This window comes from Kitasatospora sp. NPDC004615, assembly GCF_042873545.1.
Classification (GTDB): Bacteria; Actinomycetota; Actinomycetes; order Streptomycetales; family Streptomycetaceae; genus Kitasatospora.
On sequence record NZ_JBIALQ010000003.1, the window covers coordinates 461,338 to 476,126 of the forward strand.

Annotated in this window: 27 protein-coding genes; 26 read left to right on the forward strand and 1 reads right to left on the reverse strand. The window is 71.8% G+C overall.

The window, feature by feature from the left end; genetic code table 11:
- Positions 1-2: 2 nt before the first annotated feature.
- The 10 genes from ACFYS8_RS13315 (at position 3) to ACFYS8_RS13360 (ending at position 3,741) form a co-directional block, all read left to right on the forward strand.
- Positions 3-560, forward strand: coding sequence for a hypothetical protein (locus ACFYS8_RS13315; protein WP_387639950.1), 558 nt, complete (start codon positions 3-5; stop codon positions 558-560).
- Positions 561-586: 26 nt separating this feature from the next.
- Entirely contained in the window at positions 587-736 is a 150-nt protein-coding gene (locus tag ACFYS8_RS13320; RefSeq protein ID WP_387639952.1) for a hypothetical protein, read from the forward strand.
- Between the two features lie 70 nt (positions 737-806).
- Positions 807-1,163, forward strand: a complete 357-nt coding sequence (locus ACFYS8_RS13325; protein ID WP_387639955.1) for a hypothetical protein — start codon at positions 807-809, stop codon at positions 1,161-1,163.
- 55 nt (positions 1,164-1,218) lie between these two features.
- Entirely contained in the window at positions 1,219-1,569 is a 351-nt protein-coding gene (locus tag ACFYS8_RS13330; protein WP_387639958.1) for a hypothetical protein, read from the forward strand.
- A 59-nt stretch (positions 1,570-1,628) separates the two neighbouring features.
- Positions 1,629-1,832, forward strand: a complete 204-nt coding sequence (locus ACFYS8_RS13335; protein ID WP_387639961.1) for a hypothetical protein — start codon at positions 1,629-1,631, stop codon at positions 1,830-1,832.
- Positions 1,829-2,200: a hypothetical protein gene (locus ACFYS8_RS13340; RefSeq protein ID WP_387639964.1), complete on the forward strand. Its 372-nt coding sequence runs from the start codon at positions 1,829-1,831 to the stop codon at positions 2,198-2,200. The genes ACFYS8_RS13335 and ACFYS8_RS13340 overlap by 4 nt, the downstream gene beginning before the upstream one ends.
- Positions 2,197-2,439, forward strand: a complete 243-nt coding sequence (locus ACFYS8_RS13345) for a hypothetical protein (protein ID WP_387639967.1) — start codon at positions 2,197-2,199, stop codon at positions 2,437-2,439. The genes ACFYS8_RS13340 and ACFYS8_RS13345 overlap by 4 nt, the downstream gene beginning before the upstream one ends.
- On the forward strand, positions 2,436-2,696 hold the full coding sequence (locus tag ACFYS8_RS13350; RefSeq protein ID WP_387639970.1) for a hypothetical protein: 261 nt from the start codon (positions 2,436-2,438) through the stop codon (positions 2,694-2,696). Before ACFYS8_RS13345 ends, ACFYS8_RS13350 begins: the two co-directional genes overlap by 4 nt.
- Positions 2,697-2,753: 57 nt before the next feature.
- Positions 2,754-3,359, forward strand: a complete 606-nt coding sequence (locus ACFYS8_RS13355; RefSeq protein ID WP_387639973.1) for a hypothetical protein — start codon at positions 2,754-2,756, stop codon at positions 3,357-3,359.
- Between the two features lie 64 nt (positions 3,360-3,423).
- A complete protein-coding gene (locus ACFYS8_RS13360) occupies positions 3,424-3,741 on the forward strand; it encodes a hypothetical protein (protein ID WP_387639976.1) in 318 nt (105 codons plus the stop codon).
- 59 nt (positions 3,742-3,800) lie between these two features.
- Here the strand turns inward: ACFYS8_RS13360 and ACFYS8_RS13365 are convergent, their stop codons facing one another.
- Complete coding sequence (locus ACFYS8_RS13365; RefSeq protein ID WP_387639978.1) at positions 3,801-3,980, reverse strand: hypothetical protein; 180 nt, start codon at positions 3,978-3,980, stop codon at positions 3,801-3,803.
- A 133-nt stretch (positions 3,981-4,113) separates the two neighbouring features.
- Here ACFYS8_RS13365 and ACFYS8_RS13370 point away from each other — a divergent pair, with 133 nt between their 5' ends.
- The 16 genes from ACFYS8_RS13370 (at position 4,114) to ACFYS8_RS13445 (ending at position 14,756) form a co-directional block, all read left to right on the forward strand.
- On the forward strand, positions 4,114-4,473 hold the full coding sequence (locus ACFYS8_RS13370; protein ID WP_387639981.1) for a DUF6221 family protein: 360 nt from the start codon (positions 4,114-4,116) through the stop codon (positions 4,471-4,473).
- A 123-nt stretch (positions 4,474-4,596) separates the two neighbouring features.
- Positions 4,597-4,800 carry a MerR family transcriptional regulator gene (locus tag ACFYS8_RS13375; RefSeq protein WP_387639984.1) on the forward strand — a complete coding sequence of 68 codons (204 nt, stop codon included), beginning with the start codon at positions 4,597-4,599 and terminating at the stop codon, positions 4,798-4,800.
- A 55-nt stretch (positions 4,801-4,855) separates the two neighbouring features.
- Entirely contained in the window at positions 4,856-5,068 is a 213-nt protein-coding gene (locus ACFYS8_RS13380) for a hypothetical protein (protein ID WP_387639986.1), read from the forward strand.
- On the forward strand, positions 5,022-5,417 hold the full coding sequence (locus ACFYS8_RS13385; protein ID WP_387639988.1) for an HNH endonuclease: 396 nt from the start codon (positions 5,022-5,024) through the stop codon (positions 5,415-5,417). Before ACFYS8_RS13380 ends, ACFYS8_RS13385 begins: the two co-directional genes overlap by 47 nt.
- A 90-nt stretch (positions 5,418-5,507) precedes the next feature.
- On the forward strand, positions 5,508-5,963 hold the full coding sequence (locus ACFYS8_RS13390) for a phage terminase small subunit P27 family (RefSeq protein ID WP_387639991.1): 456 nt from the start codon (positions 5,508-5,510) through the stop codon (positions 5,961-5,963).
- Positions 5,932-7,677 (forward strand): terminase large subunit, encoded by a 1,746-nt coding sequence (locus ACFYS8_RS13395; RefSeq protein WP_387639994.1) that lies wholly within the window; start codon positions 5,932-5,934, stop codon positions 7,675-7,677. Before ACFYS8_RS13390 ends, ACFYS8_RS13395 begins: the two co-directional genes overlap by 32 nt.
- Positions 7,678-7,692: 15 nt before the next feature.
- The gene (locus tag ACFYS8_RS13400) at positions 7,693-9,753 is read left to right on the forward strand and encodes a phage portal protein (RefSeq protein WP_387639997.1); all 2,061 of its coding nucleotides are present in this window, start codon (positions 7,693-7,695) and stop codon (positions 9,751-9,753) included.
- Between the two features lie 2 nt (positions 9,754-9,755).
- Positions 9,756-10,550, forward strand: coding sequence for an HK97 family phage prohead protease (locus tag ACFYS8_RS13405; RefSeq protein WP_387640000.1), 795 nt, complete (start codon positions 9,756-9,758; stop codon positions 10,548-10,550).
- Entirely contained in the window at positions 10,547-11,815 is a 1,269-nt protein-coding gene (locus tag ACFYS8_RS13410; protein WP_387640003.1) for a phage major capsid protein, read from the forward strand. Before ACFYS8_RS13405 ends, ACFYS8_RS13410 begins: the two co-directional genes overlap by 4 nt.
- An 11-nt stretch (positions 11,816-11,826) precedes the next feature.
- On the forward strand, positions 11,827-12,135 hold the full coding sequence (locus tag ACFYS8_RS13415; RefSeq protein WP_387640005.1) for a hypothetical protein: 309 nt from the start codon (positions 11,827-11,829) through the stop codon (positions 12,133-12,135).
- The gene (locus ACFYS8_RS13420) at positions 12,119-12,670 is read left to right on the forward strand and encodes a mobile element protein (protein WP_387640008.1); all 552 of its coding nucleotides are present in this window, start codon (positions 12,119-12,121) and stop codon (positions 12,668-12,670) included. The genes ACFYS8_RS13415 and ACFYS8_RS13420 overlap by 17 nt, the downstream gene beginning before the upstream one ends.
- Before the next feature lie 18 nt (positions 12,671-12,688).
- Entirely contained in the window at positions 12,689-12,883 is a 195-nt protein-coding gene (locus ACFYS8_RS13425) for a hypothetical protein (RefSeq protein WP_387640011.1), read from the forward strand.
- A gap of 1 nt (position 12,884) precedes the next feature.
- Positions 12,885-13,235 (forward strand): hypothetical protein, encoded by a 351-nt coding sequence (locus ACFYS8_RS13430; RefSeq protein ID WP_387640012.1) that lies wholly within the window; start codon positions 12,885-12,887, stop codon positions 13,233-13,235.
- A gap of 14 nt (positions 13,236-13,249) precedes the next feature.
- A complete protein-coding gene (locus tag ACFYS8_RS13435; protein ID WP_387640014.1) occupies positions 13,250-13,537 on the forward strand; it encodes a hypothetical protein in 288 nt (95 codons plus the stop codon).
- A complete protein-coding gene (locus tag ACFYS8_RS13440; protein WP_387640016.1) occupies positions 13,534-13,959 on the forward strand; it encodes a hypothetical protein in 426 nt (141 codons plus the stop codon). The genes ACFYS8_RS13435 and ACFYS8_RS13440 overlap by 4 nt, the downstream gene beginning before the upstream one ends.
- 11 nt (positions 13,960-13,970) lie before the next feature.
- Positions 13,971-14,756 (forward strand): Ig-like domain-containing protein, encoded by a 786-nt coding sequence (locus ACFYS8_RS13445; RefSeq protein ID WP_387640018.1) that lies wholly within the window; start codon positions 13,971-13,973, stop codon positions 14,754-14,756.
- Positions 14,757-14,789: the final 33 nt, after the last annotated feature.

Below are 14,789 nucleotides of genomic sequence, written 5' to 3' on the forward strand. Positions count from 1 at the left end.
TCGTGGCCATCGAGCAGACCGACGCCGCGCTGGCCGTGGTGCAGGCCGAGCTGGACGCCGCCCGTGCCGAGCGCGACCAGTACTGCGACCGCGTCGACACCCTCACCGCCGTCTGCCGGAGCAACAAGCAGGCGCACCGGATCACCGTCGGCGAAGTCGACCGGCTCACCGCTGAGCTGGCCGCCTGCGACGCCGACACCGCCCGGCTCCGCGAGGCGCACGCCGCCCTGGCCCTTCAGGCCGGCCACTACGAGCGCCGCTGGGAATCCACCGTTGCCGAGGCCCGGAGGCAGGCCCGCCGCGCCGACGCCGCCGAGCACCAGCTCTCGACCGACAACCACCTCCGTCGCAACGCCGAGGCCAACTACACCATCGCGGTGAGCCTCCGGGCCAAGGCTGATGACGTCCTCGCCTTGCACCGCCCGGTCACCCGCGGCGCCATGACGATCTGCGACGCCTGCTCCCCGAAGCGCGGCGACGGGCCGTCCCGCCACGTCCTCGTCGCCTACCCCTGCCCGACCGCCGCCGTCCTCAACGCTCCGTTCCTTCCGACCACCTGACCACCCGTCAACCCGAGGGGTCCGAAATGACCACCCAGAATGCCACCGACATCACCTACGACGATACCGAGCCCTGCGGCGAGGGCATGTGCCGCTGCGACTGCGACGAGCAGCACGGCCCGTGCGGCTGCGACTGCCCCCGCGACGACTACGGCCAGCTCCTCTACCGGGACTGACAGCCGCCCAATCACCCACCCGCCGGCCGCCCGCACCAGGCGGCCGGCCCCAACCAGAAGGAGCAGCACCGTGTACCCGGCCCTGTTCAGCACCCCCGGCATGAAGCAGTTCGCCGAAGAGGTCGACGCCGAGTGCCAGGCCCAGATCACCAAGTTCGGCGACCAGTGCCATCCCAACCTGACCGGCACCCCGATCTCACGGAACGACGCCCGCCTCCTCTTCGCCAAGTACGCCGCGAACTACCGCGACATCAACAACGGCAGCTTCGACCCGCGCGACCCGGACCGGCGCCTCGACTGGACCGGAATCCTCCTGGAGGAGGTGTACGAGGCGGTCGCCGAAGCCGACCCCGCGAAGCTCCGCGCCGAGCTGATCCAGGTCACCGCCGTGTGCGCGGCCTGGGTGCACGACCTCGACCGCCACTGACCCCACCCGCCGGCCGCCTCGCTCGGTCGGCCGGCCCAACCCGAAGGAGCACCTCATGGGCATCCACACCAGCGCGTACCTCGCGTACGGCGCCCCCATCACCGGGGTCCGCTACGGCGACGACCTCAACGCCCCCCTCGCCACCTACAACGCGACCGTCACCTACCCCGACCCCCACCGCGACCGCGTCGGTCACCTCGCCGCCGGCAGCTACGACAACGACAAGCTCTACCTGGTCACCTACTGCGCCAACGCCGACCTCGACGACCCCGAGCGACTGACCGTCGACGACCTCAACCCGCTGCACCCGCCGCACTGGGACCGGCACCTGCATGCCGCCGCCAAGGCCTGCGGCGTGCACCTGATGAGCGCGCCCGGCTGGCTGCTGATCGCCGCCCAGAGCTGACCAACCTGCCCCGTGGCTGCCGCGCGATGCGGCGGCCACCCCACCACCAGGAGCACACCGTGACCCGCCCACTCACCAGCACCGAACACCAGCTCCTCGACCAACTCGTCCGCACCGGCCAGTCGATCGGCGTCCTCGCCGCCCGTGACCCGCGGCACGCCCGCGAGATCCGCAACACCGCCGCCCGCTGCTGCCGGGCCCTCGGCGCCCGCACGCTCGACCACGCCATCCAGGTCCACCGCACCAACCAGGAGACCCAGTGACCCCCGAACAGACCCTCACCGCTGCCGCGGCCAAGCTGCGCAGCCTCGCCACCGCCGCCCACGCCACGGCCCCCGGGCCGTGGAGCACCCGACCCAGCTACCGGCGGCCGCACCTCAGCCACCCCGAAGACGCGACCGGACGCCGGCTCGCCCACGAGGGTGCCGTCAGTACCCGAGGCGGCGCGCCCTGGATCTACACGGACGTGTCCGCGTACCTCGCCCTCATGCACCCCGCCGTCGGCCTCGCGGTTGCCTCGCTGCTCGCCGAGGAGGCCGACAGCGTCGCCCAGGACGGCGGCGTCGTCCAGAACTCCACCACGGAAGCCGCCCTCGCCATCGCCCGCGCCATCCTCGGCGAGCAGCCGTGACCCGCGAGCACGCACCGCGTCCCGGCCGCACCTGGGAGACCGCCGTCCGATCGGTCGAGCACGTGGTGGAGGAGAACCAGGCCGAGCCGCGGCCCAACCGCGAGACGCGTCGAGCAGCGGCCCGCACCAACAACGCCCGCCAGCTGTTCACCGCCGCCGACGAGTACCCGCTACCGCCGGACCGCACCACCACCGACCTGCCCGACATTGGCACCTACCCGCCCGGGAGCACCACGTGAACCTCCTCCAACCCACCGACGAGCAGCGCGAAGAACTCGCTCGCGCGATCGCCGAGTTGACCGCCACCATGCAGGCGTCCGCCGCCGCGTTCGTGCAGGTGGTGGTCCCCGCCGTCCAAGCCGCAGCGCAGCAGTTCGCCATCCTCCAGCAGCAGTTGCAGGCCGCCGGCTTCCTTGACGCCAGCGGTAAGCCCGCCCGGCTCACCGACCGCCCCGCCTGGCAGACCCCGTACGGACCGCCCGCACGCCGCCACTGACTGCCCGATCTCGCCACCAGCCGCCCACCGCCTGACCAGCGCCACGAGGAGACCGCCATGCTCACCCCCGCCGCCACCACCCGCCTCCACCACCAGCTCCGTGAGCTCCCCGAGATCCTCACCCACGCCTACCTCGCCCTGCTGCCCAGCGGCACCACCCGCACCAGCCGCGTCTCCGGCGCCACCCGCACCCCGCCCCTGCCCTGCAACCTCGACACCCTCACCAACCTCGCCCCCAGCCCCGCCGACGGACTCCCCGAGATCACGATCCTGGAGTCCTGGGCCCGCACCGTCCTCGACGACCGCGCCGCCGCCAACGACTGGACCGCCTGGATCCAGTTGCCGGCCATCCACGGCGAGATCCCGGCCAGCACCAGCATCAAGATCCTCGCCTTCCACCTCCCGTTCGCCGTCACCCGCGCCTACGCCGGCGACCTCGCCACCGAGATCGCCGACCTCCACCACCACCTCAACGCGGTCGCCCGCCACCCCATCCGCTCTGCCCGCCCCATCCGCACCGCCTGCCCGGCCTGCCACCTCCTCGCACTCTGCGAGCGCACCGACGGCTGGCGCGAATGTCTCAACTGCCGCACCGAGTTCGACCCCGCCACCTACACCGACCGCGTCCGCCAGAACCTCGCCGAACTCCACGCTGCCGCCTGACTCACCCGTCCATGGGGTGACTCACCACCCACGAGTCACCCCACCCGATACCCGAGGCACCCCGATGAACACGACCGTCATGGCCCCCGACGAGATCCGTGCCGCCATAGCCCGAGCCCTCGCCCACCCCCTGACCTGGAAGGAGCCGATGCCCCCGCAAGGCGGTCCCGAACTCGCCGACTCACCCCCGAGTCAGGCTCAACAGGCCAGCCAGGACGCGACGCTGGTCGCCCTCCACCGCTGCTGGCGACGCGGTGACTCGACCCGCACCGCCGCCGCCGCGTGCGGGGTGAGTCAGTCCACCGCCACCAGGCGCTACCGCAAGTTCAAGGCCGACACCGACGAGGCAGCCCGGCCGCTGGTGAGTCGCGCGAGCGCTTGAAGTAGCGAGCAGGGCCCCTCGGCGGAGAGTGCCGGAGGGGCCCTGCTGTATCGGCGGGGTCAGTCGTTCTGCGCCCGTTCCAACCGCGCTGCCGTCTGGTTCAGGTTGTTCGCCATGGTGATGATGTCCTTGGCGCTGCCCTCGTACCCGCCGGTGACGGTGTCGGTGACGACATTCTGTGCCACCTGCCGCGCGGTCTGCGGGTTGGCGCGGGGGTTGGTCTCACTGGGGGTTGTCATGGGACGACCCTGTCCCAACGCCGCGCTCCGGACGGCGAGTTGTCCGAACCCGACCAGTACTGACTAATACCCGCCGCACTGCTATCCCCCAGATCCGCACCCGCCCCCGCACCGCCCGCGAGAAGATGAGCGCATGAGCGACAACCTGGTGGCGTTCCTGCGCGAGCGCCTCGACGAGGATGAACGGGCAGCGTCGGAAGCCTGGCCGGTCCCCTGGTCGGCGGACGCCGAGGAGTACGGCGTGGTCGACCCCGGCGACGGCACCGAGATCGCGGACGTCGTAGTCCTCAGCACCAACCAACAGCGCGCCACCGCCCGGCACATCGCTCGCCATGATCCGGCGCGGGTGCTGGCCGAGGTCGCGGCCAAGCGACGCGTGGTCGAGCTCTGGTCCCATTCGATCGGAACCGGTGGCACGTACACCCTGCGCGCGCTCGCCCTGCCGTACCGCGAGCACCCCGACTTCCGGCCCGAGTGGGCGTGCGGCGCGTAGCCGCTTGCACAAGATCCGCCTCGTGTGTCACGCTACTGACAGCACCACACGTGTGCCCACAGACACAGAAGCCCCGCAGCAGAGCAGCAGCTGCGGGGCTTTGTCGTACCCGGGGAGGCCGCGATGAAGCAACTGCTCACAACCGCCCAGGTCGCCCACCTCTGCGGCGTCGAAGCCAACACCGTCCGGCAGTGGAAATGCCGAGGACTCATCACTCCCGACGGCCTGGACGAGCAAGGCCGTCCGCTGTACCTCCAACTCACCGCCGCCCGCGCAGAGGCAGCGACGCGGCAGCGAGCCGGCCGCCAACTCCCCGCCGCCGCATAGACCAGCGGCCCGCCGGCCTCCCCCCACGGCGGGCCGCTACCTCCAGGAGGTGACCATGAACGATCTGCCCGTCCGCCTGCGTATCGGAGACCTGGACGAGTACTGCATTGGCACCGTCAGCTTCGGGCCCGGCGACGAAGACATCCGCCACCAGGTCGCCGACTTCCTCACCGGAGCCGCCGCGATCATCCGCGAGGCATCCCCCCAGGGAGGTCCCCCCGGTGCCCACCCGCCCCCCGTCCCGCTGCTCGGACCCCACCTGCCCTGAACTCGCCACCAAGCGCGGCCGATGTGACCAACACCAGCCCATTCCCTGGGCCGGACGCGACGACAAGGCCGCCCGCTACGGCATCAGCTCCGGCCGGTGGCGCACCCTCAAGGCCTCGGTCGACCGGCGCGACAACGGCTGCTGCTGGATGTGCGGCACCGACAAGGCCGACACCTACGTCCTCGACCACAAGATCCCCATCAGCGAAGGCGGATCACCGGACAGCCTCGACAACCTCGGGCTCGCGTGTCCGCCGTGCGATGCCGTCAAGTCCGCCGCCGAGGCCGCCCGCGGCAACCAGCGGCGCCGCGACCGCGCCCGCCGAGGACCCGGGCACCCCCTGGGGTAGGGGAGTTGGGATCACGGAGCCTCGGCCCCCGGGTCCCGTCGCGGTCAACTCCGCACGTATCTGCACAGAATCGGCGAAGGGGGGTCCCCTGTGGGAAGGACCGCCCAGCCTGCCGCGCTGCGGCTGCTGAAGGGCCGCGGCGACGGCAAGGACTCGGCCGGCCGCGAGGTCAACCCAGGTCCGGCGTTCGCCCGGCTGCCGCCGAACCCGCCGACGTGGCTGAACCGCGAGGCGGCGGCGGAGTGGAAGCGCGTCGTCCCGGGCCTGGCCCGGCTCAGCATCCTCAAGCCGGAGGACCGGGCGGCGCTCGCGGCGTACTGCGAGGCGTGGGCCCAGTTCGTGGAGGCCACCGGAATCCTCAGGGCGGAGGGGCTGACGATCGAGGCGAAGCAGGGCTTGCTGCCGCACCCTGCGGTCGGCATTCAGCGCGCGGCCGGCCGTGAACTACGGGCCTGGGCCGGCCACTTCGGGCTGACGCCGAGCACCGAGCAGGCCCTGGCGAAGGGGGCCGACGATGGCGGGAACGAGGACAACCCCTTCGCCTGAGTCCGAATTCCCGGACGCCGCCGAGCTGGAGCGCCTCAAGCTGTCGCCGGAGGTGGCCTGGTACCTGATCAGCCGCGGCGTTCCGCTGCCGGACTGCCCGCCGCTGATCCAGACGCCGTCCCCGGGCGAGGCCCCGGGCGCGGTGTTCGACCCGGACCGGGTGGACCGGGTGATCTCGGCGTTCTCCCTGCTGCGGCACACCCAGGGCCAGTGGGCAGGGCGCCCGCTGCGGCCGGACCCGTGGCAGGTCGCCTACATCCTCGCCCCGGCGTTCGGCTGGGTCCGCTGGGACGAGGATGCCGGCGACCACGTGCGCGTGGTACGCGAGCTGTACGTGGACGTGCCGCGCAAGAACGGCAAGAGCACCCTGAGCGGTGGTCTGGCGATCTACATGACGTGCGCGGACGGCGAGCCCGGCGCGCAGGTCATCGCCGCGGCCACGACGAAGGAGCAGGCCGGGTTCGTTTTCGCCCCGATCAAGCATCTGGCGGAGAACAGCCCGGCGCTGAAGAAGCACGTCATCGCGCTGAAGGAGAAGATCCTCCACCCCCGGTCCGGCTCGTACTTCCAGCCGATCAGCTCGATCGCGGGCGCCCAGCACGGCGCGAACCTGCACTGCGGAATCATCGACGAGCTGCACGTCCACCGCGATCCGGAGCTGGTCGAGACGATCGAGACCGGCACCGGCTCCCGGCGCCAGCCGCTGATCGTCATCATCACCACCGCGGACTCCGGGAAGCGGGAGACGGTCTATGACCGCAAGCGGCAGCGGATCGAGCAGCTGGCCCGGCGGGTGTTCACCGCGCCGTCGGTGTACGGCGTGGTGTGGGCGGCGGAGAAGGACGACGACCCGCACGCCGAGGAGACCTGGCGCAAGGCCAACCCCGGGTTCGGGGTCAGCCCGACCAGGGCCTACTTGCAGGCGAAGTCCGACGAGGCCAAGCAGTCCCCGGCGGACCTCGCGAAGTTCCTGCGGCTGCACCTGGGGGTGCGGACCAAGCAGGAGACGAAGTTCCTGACCCTGGTCTCCTGGGATGCGAACGCGACCCTGGTGGACGAGGAGTCGCTGTGCGGCCGGGAGGCGTACGGCGGCCTGGACCTGGCGAGCACCAGCGACCTGTGCGCGCTGTGCTGGCTGTTCCCGGACGACGACGGCGACGCGCTGACGGCGATCTGGCGGCTGTGGACGCCGGCGGACAACCTGCCGGCCCTCGACAAGCGCACCGCCGGGGCGGCGTCCCGGTGGGCGCGCGAGGGCCTGCTGACGGCGACGCCTGGCAACGTCGCCGACTACGACTGGATCAAGGACCAGATTCACCGCGACATGCAGGCGTTCCGGGTCCGCAGCATCGGCTACGACCCTTGGAACGCCACACAGTTGACCAACGACCTGGCGGGCGAGCGCGCTCCGATGGTCCAGGTCAGGCAAGGTTTCATCACCATGAGCCCGGCGCTGAAGGGCATGCAGCGGCTGCTGCTGAAAGGCACCCCCGAGGCCCCGGTGTTCCGGCACGGCGGGTCGCCGGTGGTGCGCTGGATGGTCGACAACCTCGCGGTGGCGATGGACCCGGCCGGCAACGTCAAGCCCGACAAGGCCAGCTCGGCGGAGAAGATCGACGCCGTCTCGGCCGCCACGACCGCGATGTCCGAGCTCCTCGCCCGCCCGCCCAAGCGCCGCTCCGCGTACGAGGACGGCGACTTCGAAGCGATCTGACAGGGGGTGGTGGCGGTGGCGTTCTGGCGTCGCAGGACCAAGGCGGCCGGCTCCGGCATGGTCATCACCCCGGACGGGCTGCCCGTCGGGGCGAAGGCCTCGCCCGTCACCGAGCTGGACGGCGGGCTGGCGACGTTCCCGTCGCTGGCCCAGCCGTGGGTGTACGACGGCCGCGTGATCGTCCCCGATCCGGGGATCCCGCTGCTGGACTTCGCCAACGACCCGATGAGTGTCTGGCGCTCCCAGCCGTCGGTGCGCAAGGTCGTCGACTTCGTGGCCCGGAACGTGGCCGGCATCCCGTGGAAGGTCTACCGCAGGGTCAGCGACACGGACCGGCAGCGGGTCACCGGCCACCCGGTCGCCCAGGTGCTGGCCCAGCCCGGCCAGACCGTCAGCGCGTACCGGCTGTGGCACTCCCTGATCGTCGATCTGCTGCTCTACGACCGCTGGTGCGCGCAGGTGCTGCCCAGCGCGGACACCACGAGCGGGTGGGAGATCCTGCGGATACCGGCGCCCCGGATGCGGTTGGTGTCCGACGGCTGGGGCCGGGTCGCCGAGGTCGTCGTGCAGGGCCCGGACGGGCAGCAGACCGGCACCCCGCCTCTGGGCTACCTGTTCGACCACGGGTATGCGGCGCACGGCCAGGTCAACGGCACCAGCCCGATGGAGACGCTGCGGGAGATCCTGTTGGAGTCCGCCGAGGCGGTCGAGTGGCGGCGGCAGGTGTGGCGCAACGGGGCCCGCGTCCCGGCCGTGATCGAACGTCCCACGGACGCCCCCGACTGGTCGGCGGCGGCGAAGTCCCGGTTCGCCGAGTCATTCAGCCGGTTCATCGGCCGCTCCGGCGCGGCCGGCGGCACGCCGATCCTTGAGGACGGCATGCGGCTGGTCACCGTCAACGCGTTCAACCCGCGCGAGACCGGCGACCTGGAGGGCCGTCAGCTCACCGATGCCGAGGTCGCCTCCGCCTACCACATCCCGCCGGAGCTGGTCGGCGCCCGCGAGGGCACCTACAGCAACGTCGACGCGTTCCGGCAGATGCTCTACACCCACGCGCTCGGGCCGACAATCGCCGCGGTCGAGCAGGTGCTGAACCTGCTGCTGCTGCCCGTGATCGCCCCGGGCGAGCCGGATCTGTACATCGAGGCGGACGTCGCCTCCAAGCTCCGCGGCAGCTTCATGGAGCAGGCCTCAGTGCTTCAGACGGCAGTCGGATCGCCGTACATGCTCCGCTCGGAGGCGCGGGCGGTGCAGAACCTGCCGTACGTGGACGGCACGGACGAGCTGGTGACGCCGCTGAACGTGCTCGTCGGCGGCCTCGCCTCGCCGCGGGACACCGCGCCGAAGGCCGACCGCCAGCCCTCGCCCGGCCGAAAGGCCAGGTCGCGGCCGGACGACCTCGGCGACCTCGACGACGAACGGGCCGCGTTCACCGGCGCGCTGACCGTGTGGGCGGAGCGGCAGTCGGCCGCGCTGCTGCGCAGGTCCGGCGCGAAGGACGGCGACGGGGCGACTCCGCCGGACCTGTGGTCACTGTGGGGCGAGTCCTCGCCGGAGCGTCAGGCCCAGCTCGCCGCGCTGATCCGCCGCTACGGGATGCGCCTGGCGCAGATCGGCGCCTGGTCGGTGCTGGACGTCTACAACCCGCAGGCAGACGGCTGGGACCCGGCGGTGATGGAGGGCTGGCTCGCCGCGGCGGCCGCCTCGCACGCCGCCCAGTACGAGCAAGCCGGCTACCAGGCCGCCGCCAAGTCGCTGAATGCGGAGGGCGGTTGGCGCGAGGGTCTGAAGAAGGCGATGGCCGACTGGGTCACCGACGCGGCGATCCGCGCGGCGACCGCCGGCACCGAGGCCCGCTCCTTCGGCGGCCACGACGCGGCCGGCGCGTCCGGGCTGGTCTTCAAGGTCTGGAACACCGGCTCCAACGCCCGCAGTTCGCACTCGGCGCTCAACGGCGACCGGGTCGAGCTCGGCGACGTGTTCGCGAACGGATTGCGATGGCCGGGCGACGGCCGCGGCAAGGACGCCGAGACGGCGAACTGCAACTGCCACCTGACCTACGAGAGAGGGGAGTAGGCGTGCCCCGCACGAAGGAGTGCAAGGCCCGGGTGAAGGCGGCCGGCGCCGCCGACGGCCTGGCCGAGGGCCAGTTCACCGCGCTCGTCTCGGTGTTCGGCAACGAGGACTCGGCCGGCGACGTCGTCGTGCCGGGCGCGTTCACGCAGACGCTCGCGGACTGGGCCGCGAAGGGCGACCCGATCCCCGTGATCTGGTCGCACGACTGGGGCGATCCGTTCTCCCATGTCGGCATCGTCCTGGACGCCCAGGAGACCCCTGAGGGGCTGCTGGTCACCGGCCAGATCGAGGACATCGACACCAACGCGACCGCCGCCCAGGTCTACCGTCTCCTCAAGGGGAGAAGGGTCACCCAGTTCAGCTTCGCGTACGACGTCGAAGAGGGCGCGTGGGTGGAGGGCACCGACGAGGAGGGCGACTTCGAGACCTGGTACGAGCTGCGGCGACTCAAGCTCTACGAGGTCGGGCCGTGCCTGGTGGGCTGCAACCAGTCCACGGAGCTGATCGCCGCGAAGGCCGGCGACCTGGTCCGCGGCGTGAAGGCCGGACGGGTCCTCGCCCAGAAGCACATCGACACCCTGAGCGCCGCGCACGCCGCGATCGGCGACGTCCTCGCCGCCGCCACCGCCGCCGACGAGGCGCTGAAGACCACCACCGCTGGAGAGTCCGGCCGCCGCCGGGCCGGGAAGGACGCCGCCGTCGAGGCCGCCGTCGACTTCCCCGCCCTCGCGCCCGCCCAGGTGCTCGCTCGCGCACTCACCCGCAAGCACCTGATCGGAATCGGAGACCCCGCATGAACCTGCGCCAGCAACTGAAGGCCGCCCTCGACCGCATCGCCGAGATCGCCAAGGCCGCGGACAGCCGCGACTTCACCCCGGAGGAGATCGACGAGATCACCGCCCTGACGGCCCAGGCCGACGACCTGGAGGCGAAGGTAAAGGCCGCGGACACCGCCCAGGCCGCCGTCACCCGCCTGACCTCCAAGGCCAACGGCACCGCCGTCCTGGAGCGCGTCACCGACCGCACCGACGAGGCCTTCGACGCCATCGTCAAGGAACTCGGCGGCCTCGGCGGGCAGTTCGTCAAGAGCGCCGCCTACCAGACGTTCCGCGGCGCGCACCCGTCCGGGTTTGGTGAGGGTACCCCGATCGCATTGGACCGGGTCAAGGTCGGCAGCCTCGCCGACTTCTACCTCGCCCGGCGCCTGGGCCTGAAGGCCGACGCACCGGTGCAGCAGGTCGGCCTCGCGCGCCTGCAGAACATCAGGCTCCCGATGGTGGACCTCACCACCCCGATGCCGCTGACGATCCTCGACCTGATCAGCCGCGGCACCATCGGCGGCCTCAGCTTCGAGTACCTGCAGATCACCGCCGTCACCCGCAACGCGTCGATCGTGCCGGACGAGATCCTCCCCGCCGACTCCACCACCAAGCCCACCAGCGGCCTGACCACCAACCTGGCCACCGCGAAGGTCTACACCTACGCCGACGGCTACACCGTCACCAACCAGATGCTGGCCGACGCCCCGGCGCTCGCGTCGTACCTCGACGGGCAGCTCACCTACAACATCGACTCCGTCATTGAGGACAAGATCCTCAACGGCAGCGGCACGGGCGGCAACCCGACCGGAATCCTCAACACCAGCGGCGTGCAGCAGCAGGCGTTCGACACCGACATGGTGACCACGATCCGCAGGTCGATCACCCGGCTGGAGAACATCGGTGCGCCGATCACCGCCGTCCTCGTCTCGCCCGCCGACAACGAGAAGTTCGACCTGCTCAAGGACGCCACCGGCCGCTACTACTCCCAGGGCCCGTGGGGCTCCGGCCCGAACACCATCTGGGGCCGCCCGCGGGTCGTCTCCCAGCGCCTGCCCACCGGCACCGCGATCCTCGGCAACTGGGGCACCGTCAGCCTCATGGACCGCGAGGGCCTGAGCGTGCTCGCGTTCAACCAGCACAGGGACTACGCGGCCCGCAACCTCGTGTACGTGCGCGCCGAACTGCGCGCCGCGCAGGCCATCTTCAAGCCCGCCGAGCTGTGCGTTGCGGCGCTCGCGTAAGGGAGGTGACCATGCCCGAGCACAAGATGGTCGTCGTCGACGGGATCCGCTACCGCCCCGAGGACGCCCCCGCCCTGCCTGAGCCCGCCGAGGAATCGGTGACCGCGCCCGAGCAGCAGCCCGACGGCCCGGACGACGACGAAGGTGCGGCGTTCGACCCGGCCGCTCACACCGCCCCGGACGTCCTCGCGCACCTGTCCGCCGCCAACGACGACGAGCGCGAGCGGGTGCTCGCCGCCGAGGCCGCAGGCAAGGCCCGCAAGGGCATCCTCGAGGCGAGCTTCCTCCCGCCGGGGACGTCCGGTGGCACTGCCTCCTGACAACCTGCTCGCCTACCCCGCCGACCTCGCTGTCTGGCTGAAGGTCCCCGCCGACGACCCGGACCTGCTGGCCGCGCTCCGCAGCGCGTCCAGCAGGTTCGTGTCCGACGTCCGCCACCCCGTCCGGCTCGTCACCGGCGACACCACGATCCTCTACGGTGACGGCACCGACCGGCTGCTGCTGCCCGCCGCCCCCGTCGGCCAGATCACCTCGCTGACCGTCGACGGCACCGCGGTCACCGACTTCAAGGTCCGCCGGGACATCGGCGCGCTGCTGCGAACCTCCAGCTGCGGCTGGCCGCCCTGGGCAGAGGTCGTCATGGTCTGGGACCACGGATACGACCCGATCCCGCAGGACATCCAGGACGCCGTGATCGGGCAGGCCCGCATCGTGCACGCGGTGCTGCCCGGTGTGCAGACCGTCCAGGCCGGCGGCGAGTCCGTCACCTACGGCGCCGCGGCCGCCACCGGCGTCACCGCGGAGTGGACCAGCGCCGTCTCCAACTACCAGCTCGCCCACGGCGACCGCACCTGACCCAGGAGGGACCCCCGCATGCCCATGTACGTCAAGGCCAAGGCCGGCCCGCCGGATCCCACCCAGCAGGTCGTGGACCTGGTGACCGTGCCCGGCTCGACCGCCACCATGACCGGCACCGCGCCGACCATCGCCAACGCCGCTGCGGCACCCACCCAGGCCGAGTACAACGCCCTGCTGGCCGCACTGCGGACCCGCGGCGTCATCGCCTGACGTGGCGATCTTCCACCAGCACGCCGTACGGATCCGCCCCGGGACCCGGACCGACCGGGGCGGCAACACCGTGCCGGACTGGTCGCCCGAAGCCGTCGACCGGCTGCCGATCAGCCGGCTATCGGTACAGCCCACCGCCCAGATCGAACGGGTCGGGCCGGACCGGGACGAGGCCATCACCGGCTGGCACGTCCTGTCCGCGCCTGGCACCGCGCCGGACGTCCGCTCGACCGACCGGATCGAATACGACGGTCTGCTCTGCGAGGTCGTCGGCGAGGTCGCCCGCTGGCCCAACCCAGTCACCGGTAGCACCCATCACGTCGAGTGGCAGATGACCCGGGCCACCGGATAGAGGGAAGGTGCCCGATGGCGCGTCAGCGCGTGCGCATCGAACTAGACCCTGCCGGCATCCGGGAGGTCCTGCGAAGCCCTGAGGTCAAGGCCATGGTCGACGGCGCGGCCGAGCAGATCGCCCGGCACGTCCAAGCCGACGTCCCCGCTGGCGTCGAAGTGGGTGTCCGGGCCTACACGACCGACCGCGAGGCGGCGACCGTAGTGGTGCCGGACCGGCGGTCGATGGGCTGGCAGGCCCGGGACGGCATCCTCACCCGCGCCGCCGCGAGCATCGGCGCCGAAGTGAAGGAGCACGGGTGAGCGCGCCGCTGGTCGTCTTCGGCGACGCCCAGGCCGCCGCCGCGACGTACCTGCGCGCCGCCCTCGCCGGCCGCGCCGAGCCGTACGCGGCCGGGGCGACGGTCGGCACCCGCGTCCCCGACGGCCGCCGACCGGAGGATCCGCACCTGCCGTACGTCCTGGCCCGCCTCGACGGCGCGATCCCGGACCCGTCCAGGGCCAACAGCAGGGTGACGCTGCGGCTCACGGTCTGGCACATCGACCCGGACCAGGCCCACGACCTCGCGCAGCTCGTCCAGGGCCTGATGGCCATCCACAACGGCCCGGTGATCCGCTCCGTGCGGCCCGCACTCGGACCGGTGCCGGCGCTCGACCCCGACTCCGCCGTGGACCTGTCCACGTGCACCGTGACGGCCAACGTCCGTCCCATCCAACTGACTTGAGGAGGTCCGGCATGGCCGGAGACACCAGCAACGCGCGGCTCTGGGCCAATGCCGACGTCTGGATTGCACCGATCGGCACCGCCCGCCCCGCCGACGCCAACTCGGCCTTCGGCGCGGGCTGGTCGCTCGTCGGCCTGCTCGACGGCGACGACGGCATGCCCGAGACCCGCGACGAGGACACGAACGACAAGTTCGCCTGGGGCGGCGACATCGTCCGCTCCTCGCGCACACACTTCAAATTCACGAAGAAGTTCAGCGTCCTCGAGGACAACCCGACGACCCGGTCGCTGATCTGGCCCGGCTCAACCGCGAGCCGGATCGTCGTGCCCAAGCCGGTGCCGCTGCTGGTCGCGTTCGAGACCCGCGACCCCGAAGCCGGGATCGTTTACCGGAAGATCACCGCCGGGCACGCGATCGTCACCGTGGACGGCGACGTCGACCAGAACGAGACCGACCTCCAGAAGGTGGTCCTCGCCGCGGTCGTCTACCCAGACACCAGCACCAGCCCGGCGACCCTGTTCATCCCGCAGACCTCCCTCGCCGTGACCTCGCTCGTGATCGCCCCGGCCACCAAGGCGCTGACGGCCGGGCAGATCGGCGCGCTGACCGCGACCGCGACCCTGAGCGACAACAGCACCCGGGACGTCACCCTGCACCCGTCGACCGCCTGGTCCACGTCAGCTACCGCGAAGGCGACGGTGCAGTACGGGTACGTCACCGGCGTCGCGGCGGGAACGGCCACGATCACCGCCACCTACATGGGCGCCTCCGGGACCTGCGCGGTCACCGTGTCCTGACGCCCCACCAGACCCCGGGGCGGGCGGTCGCGC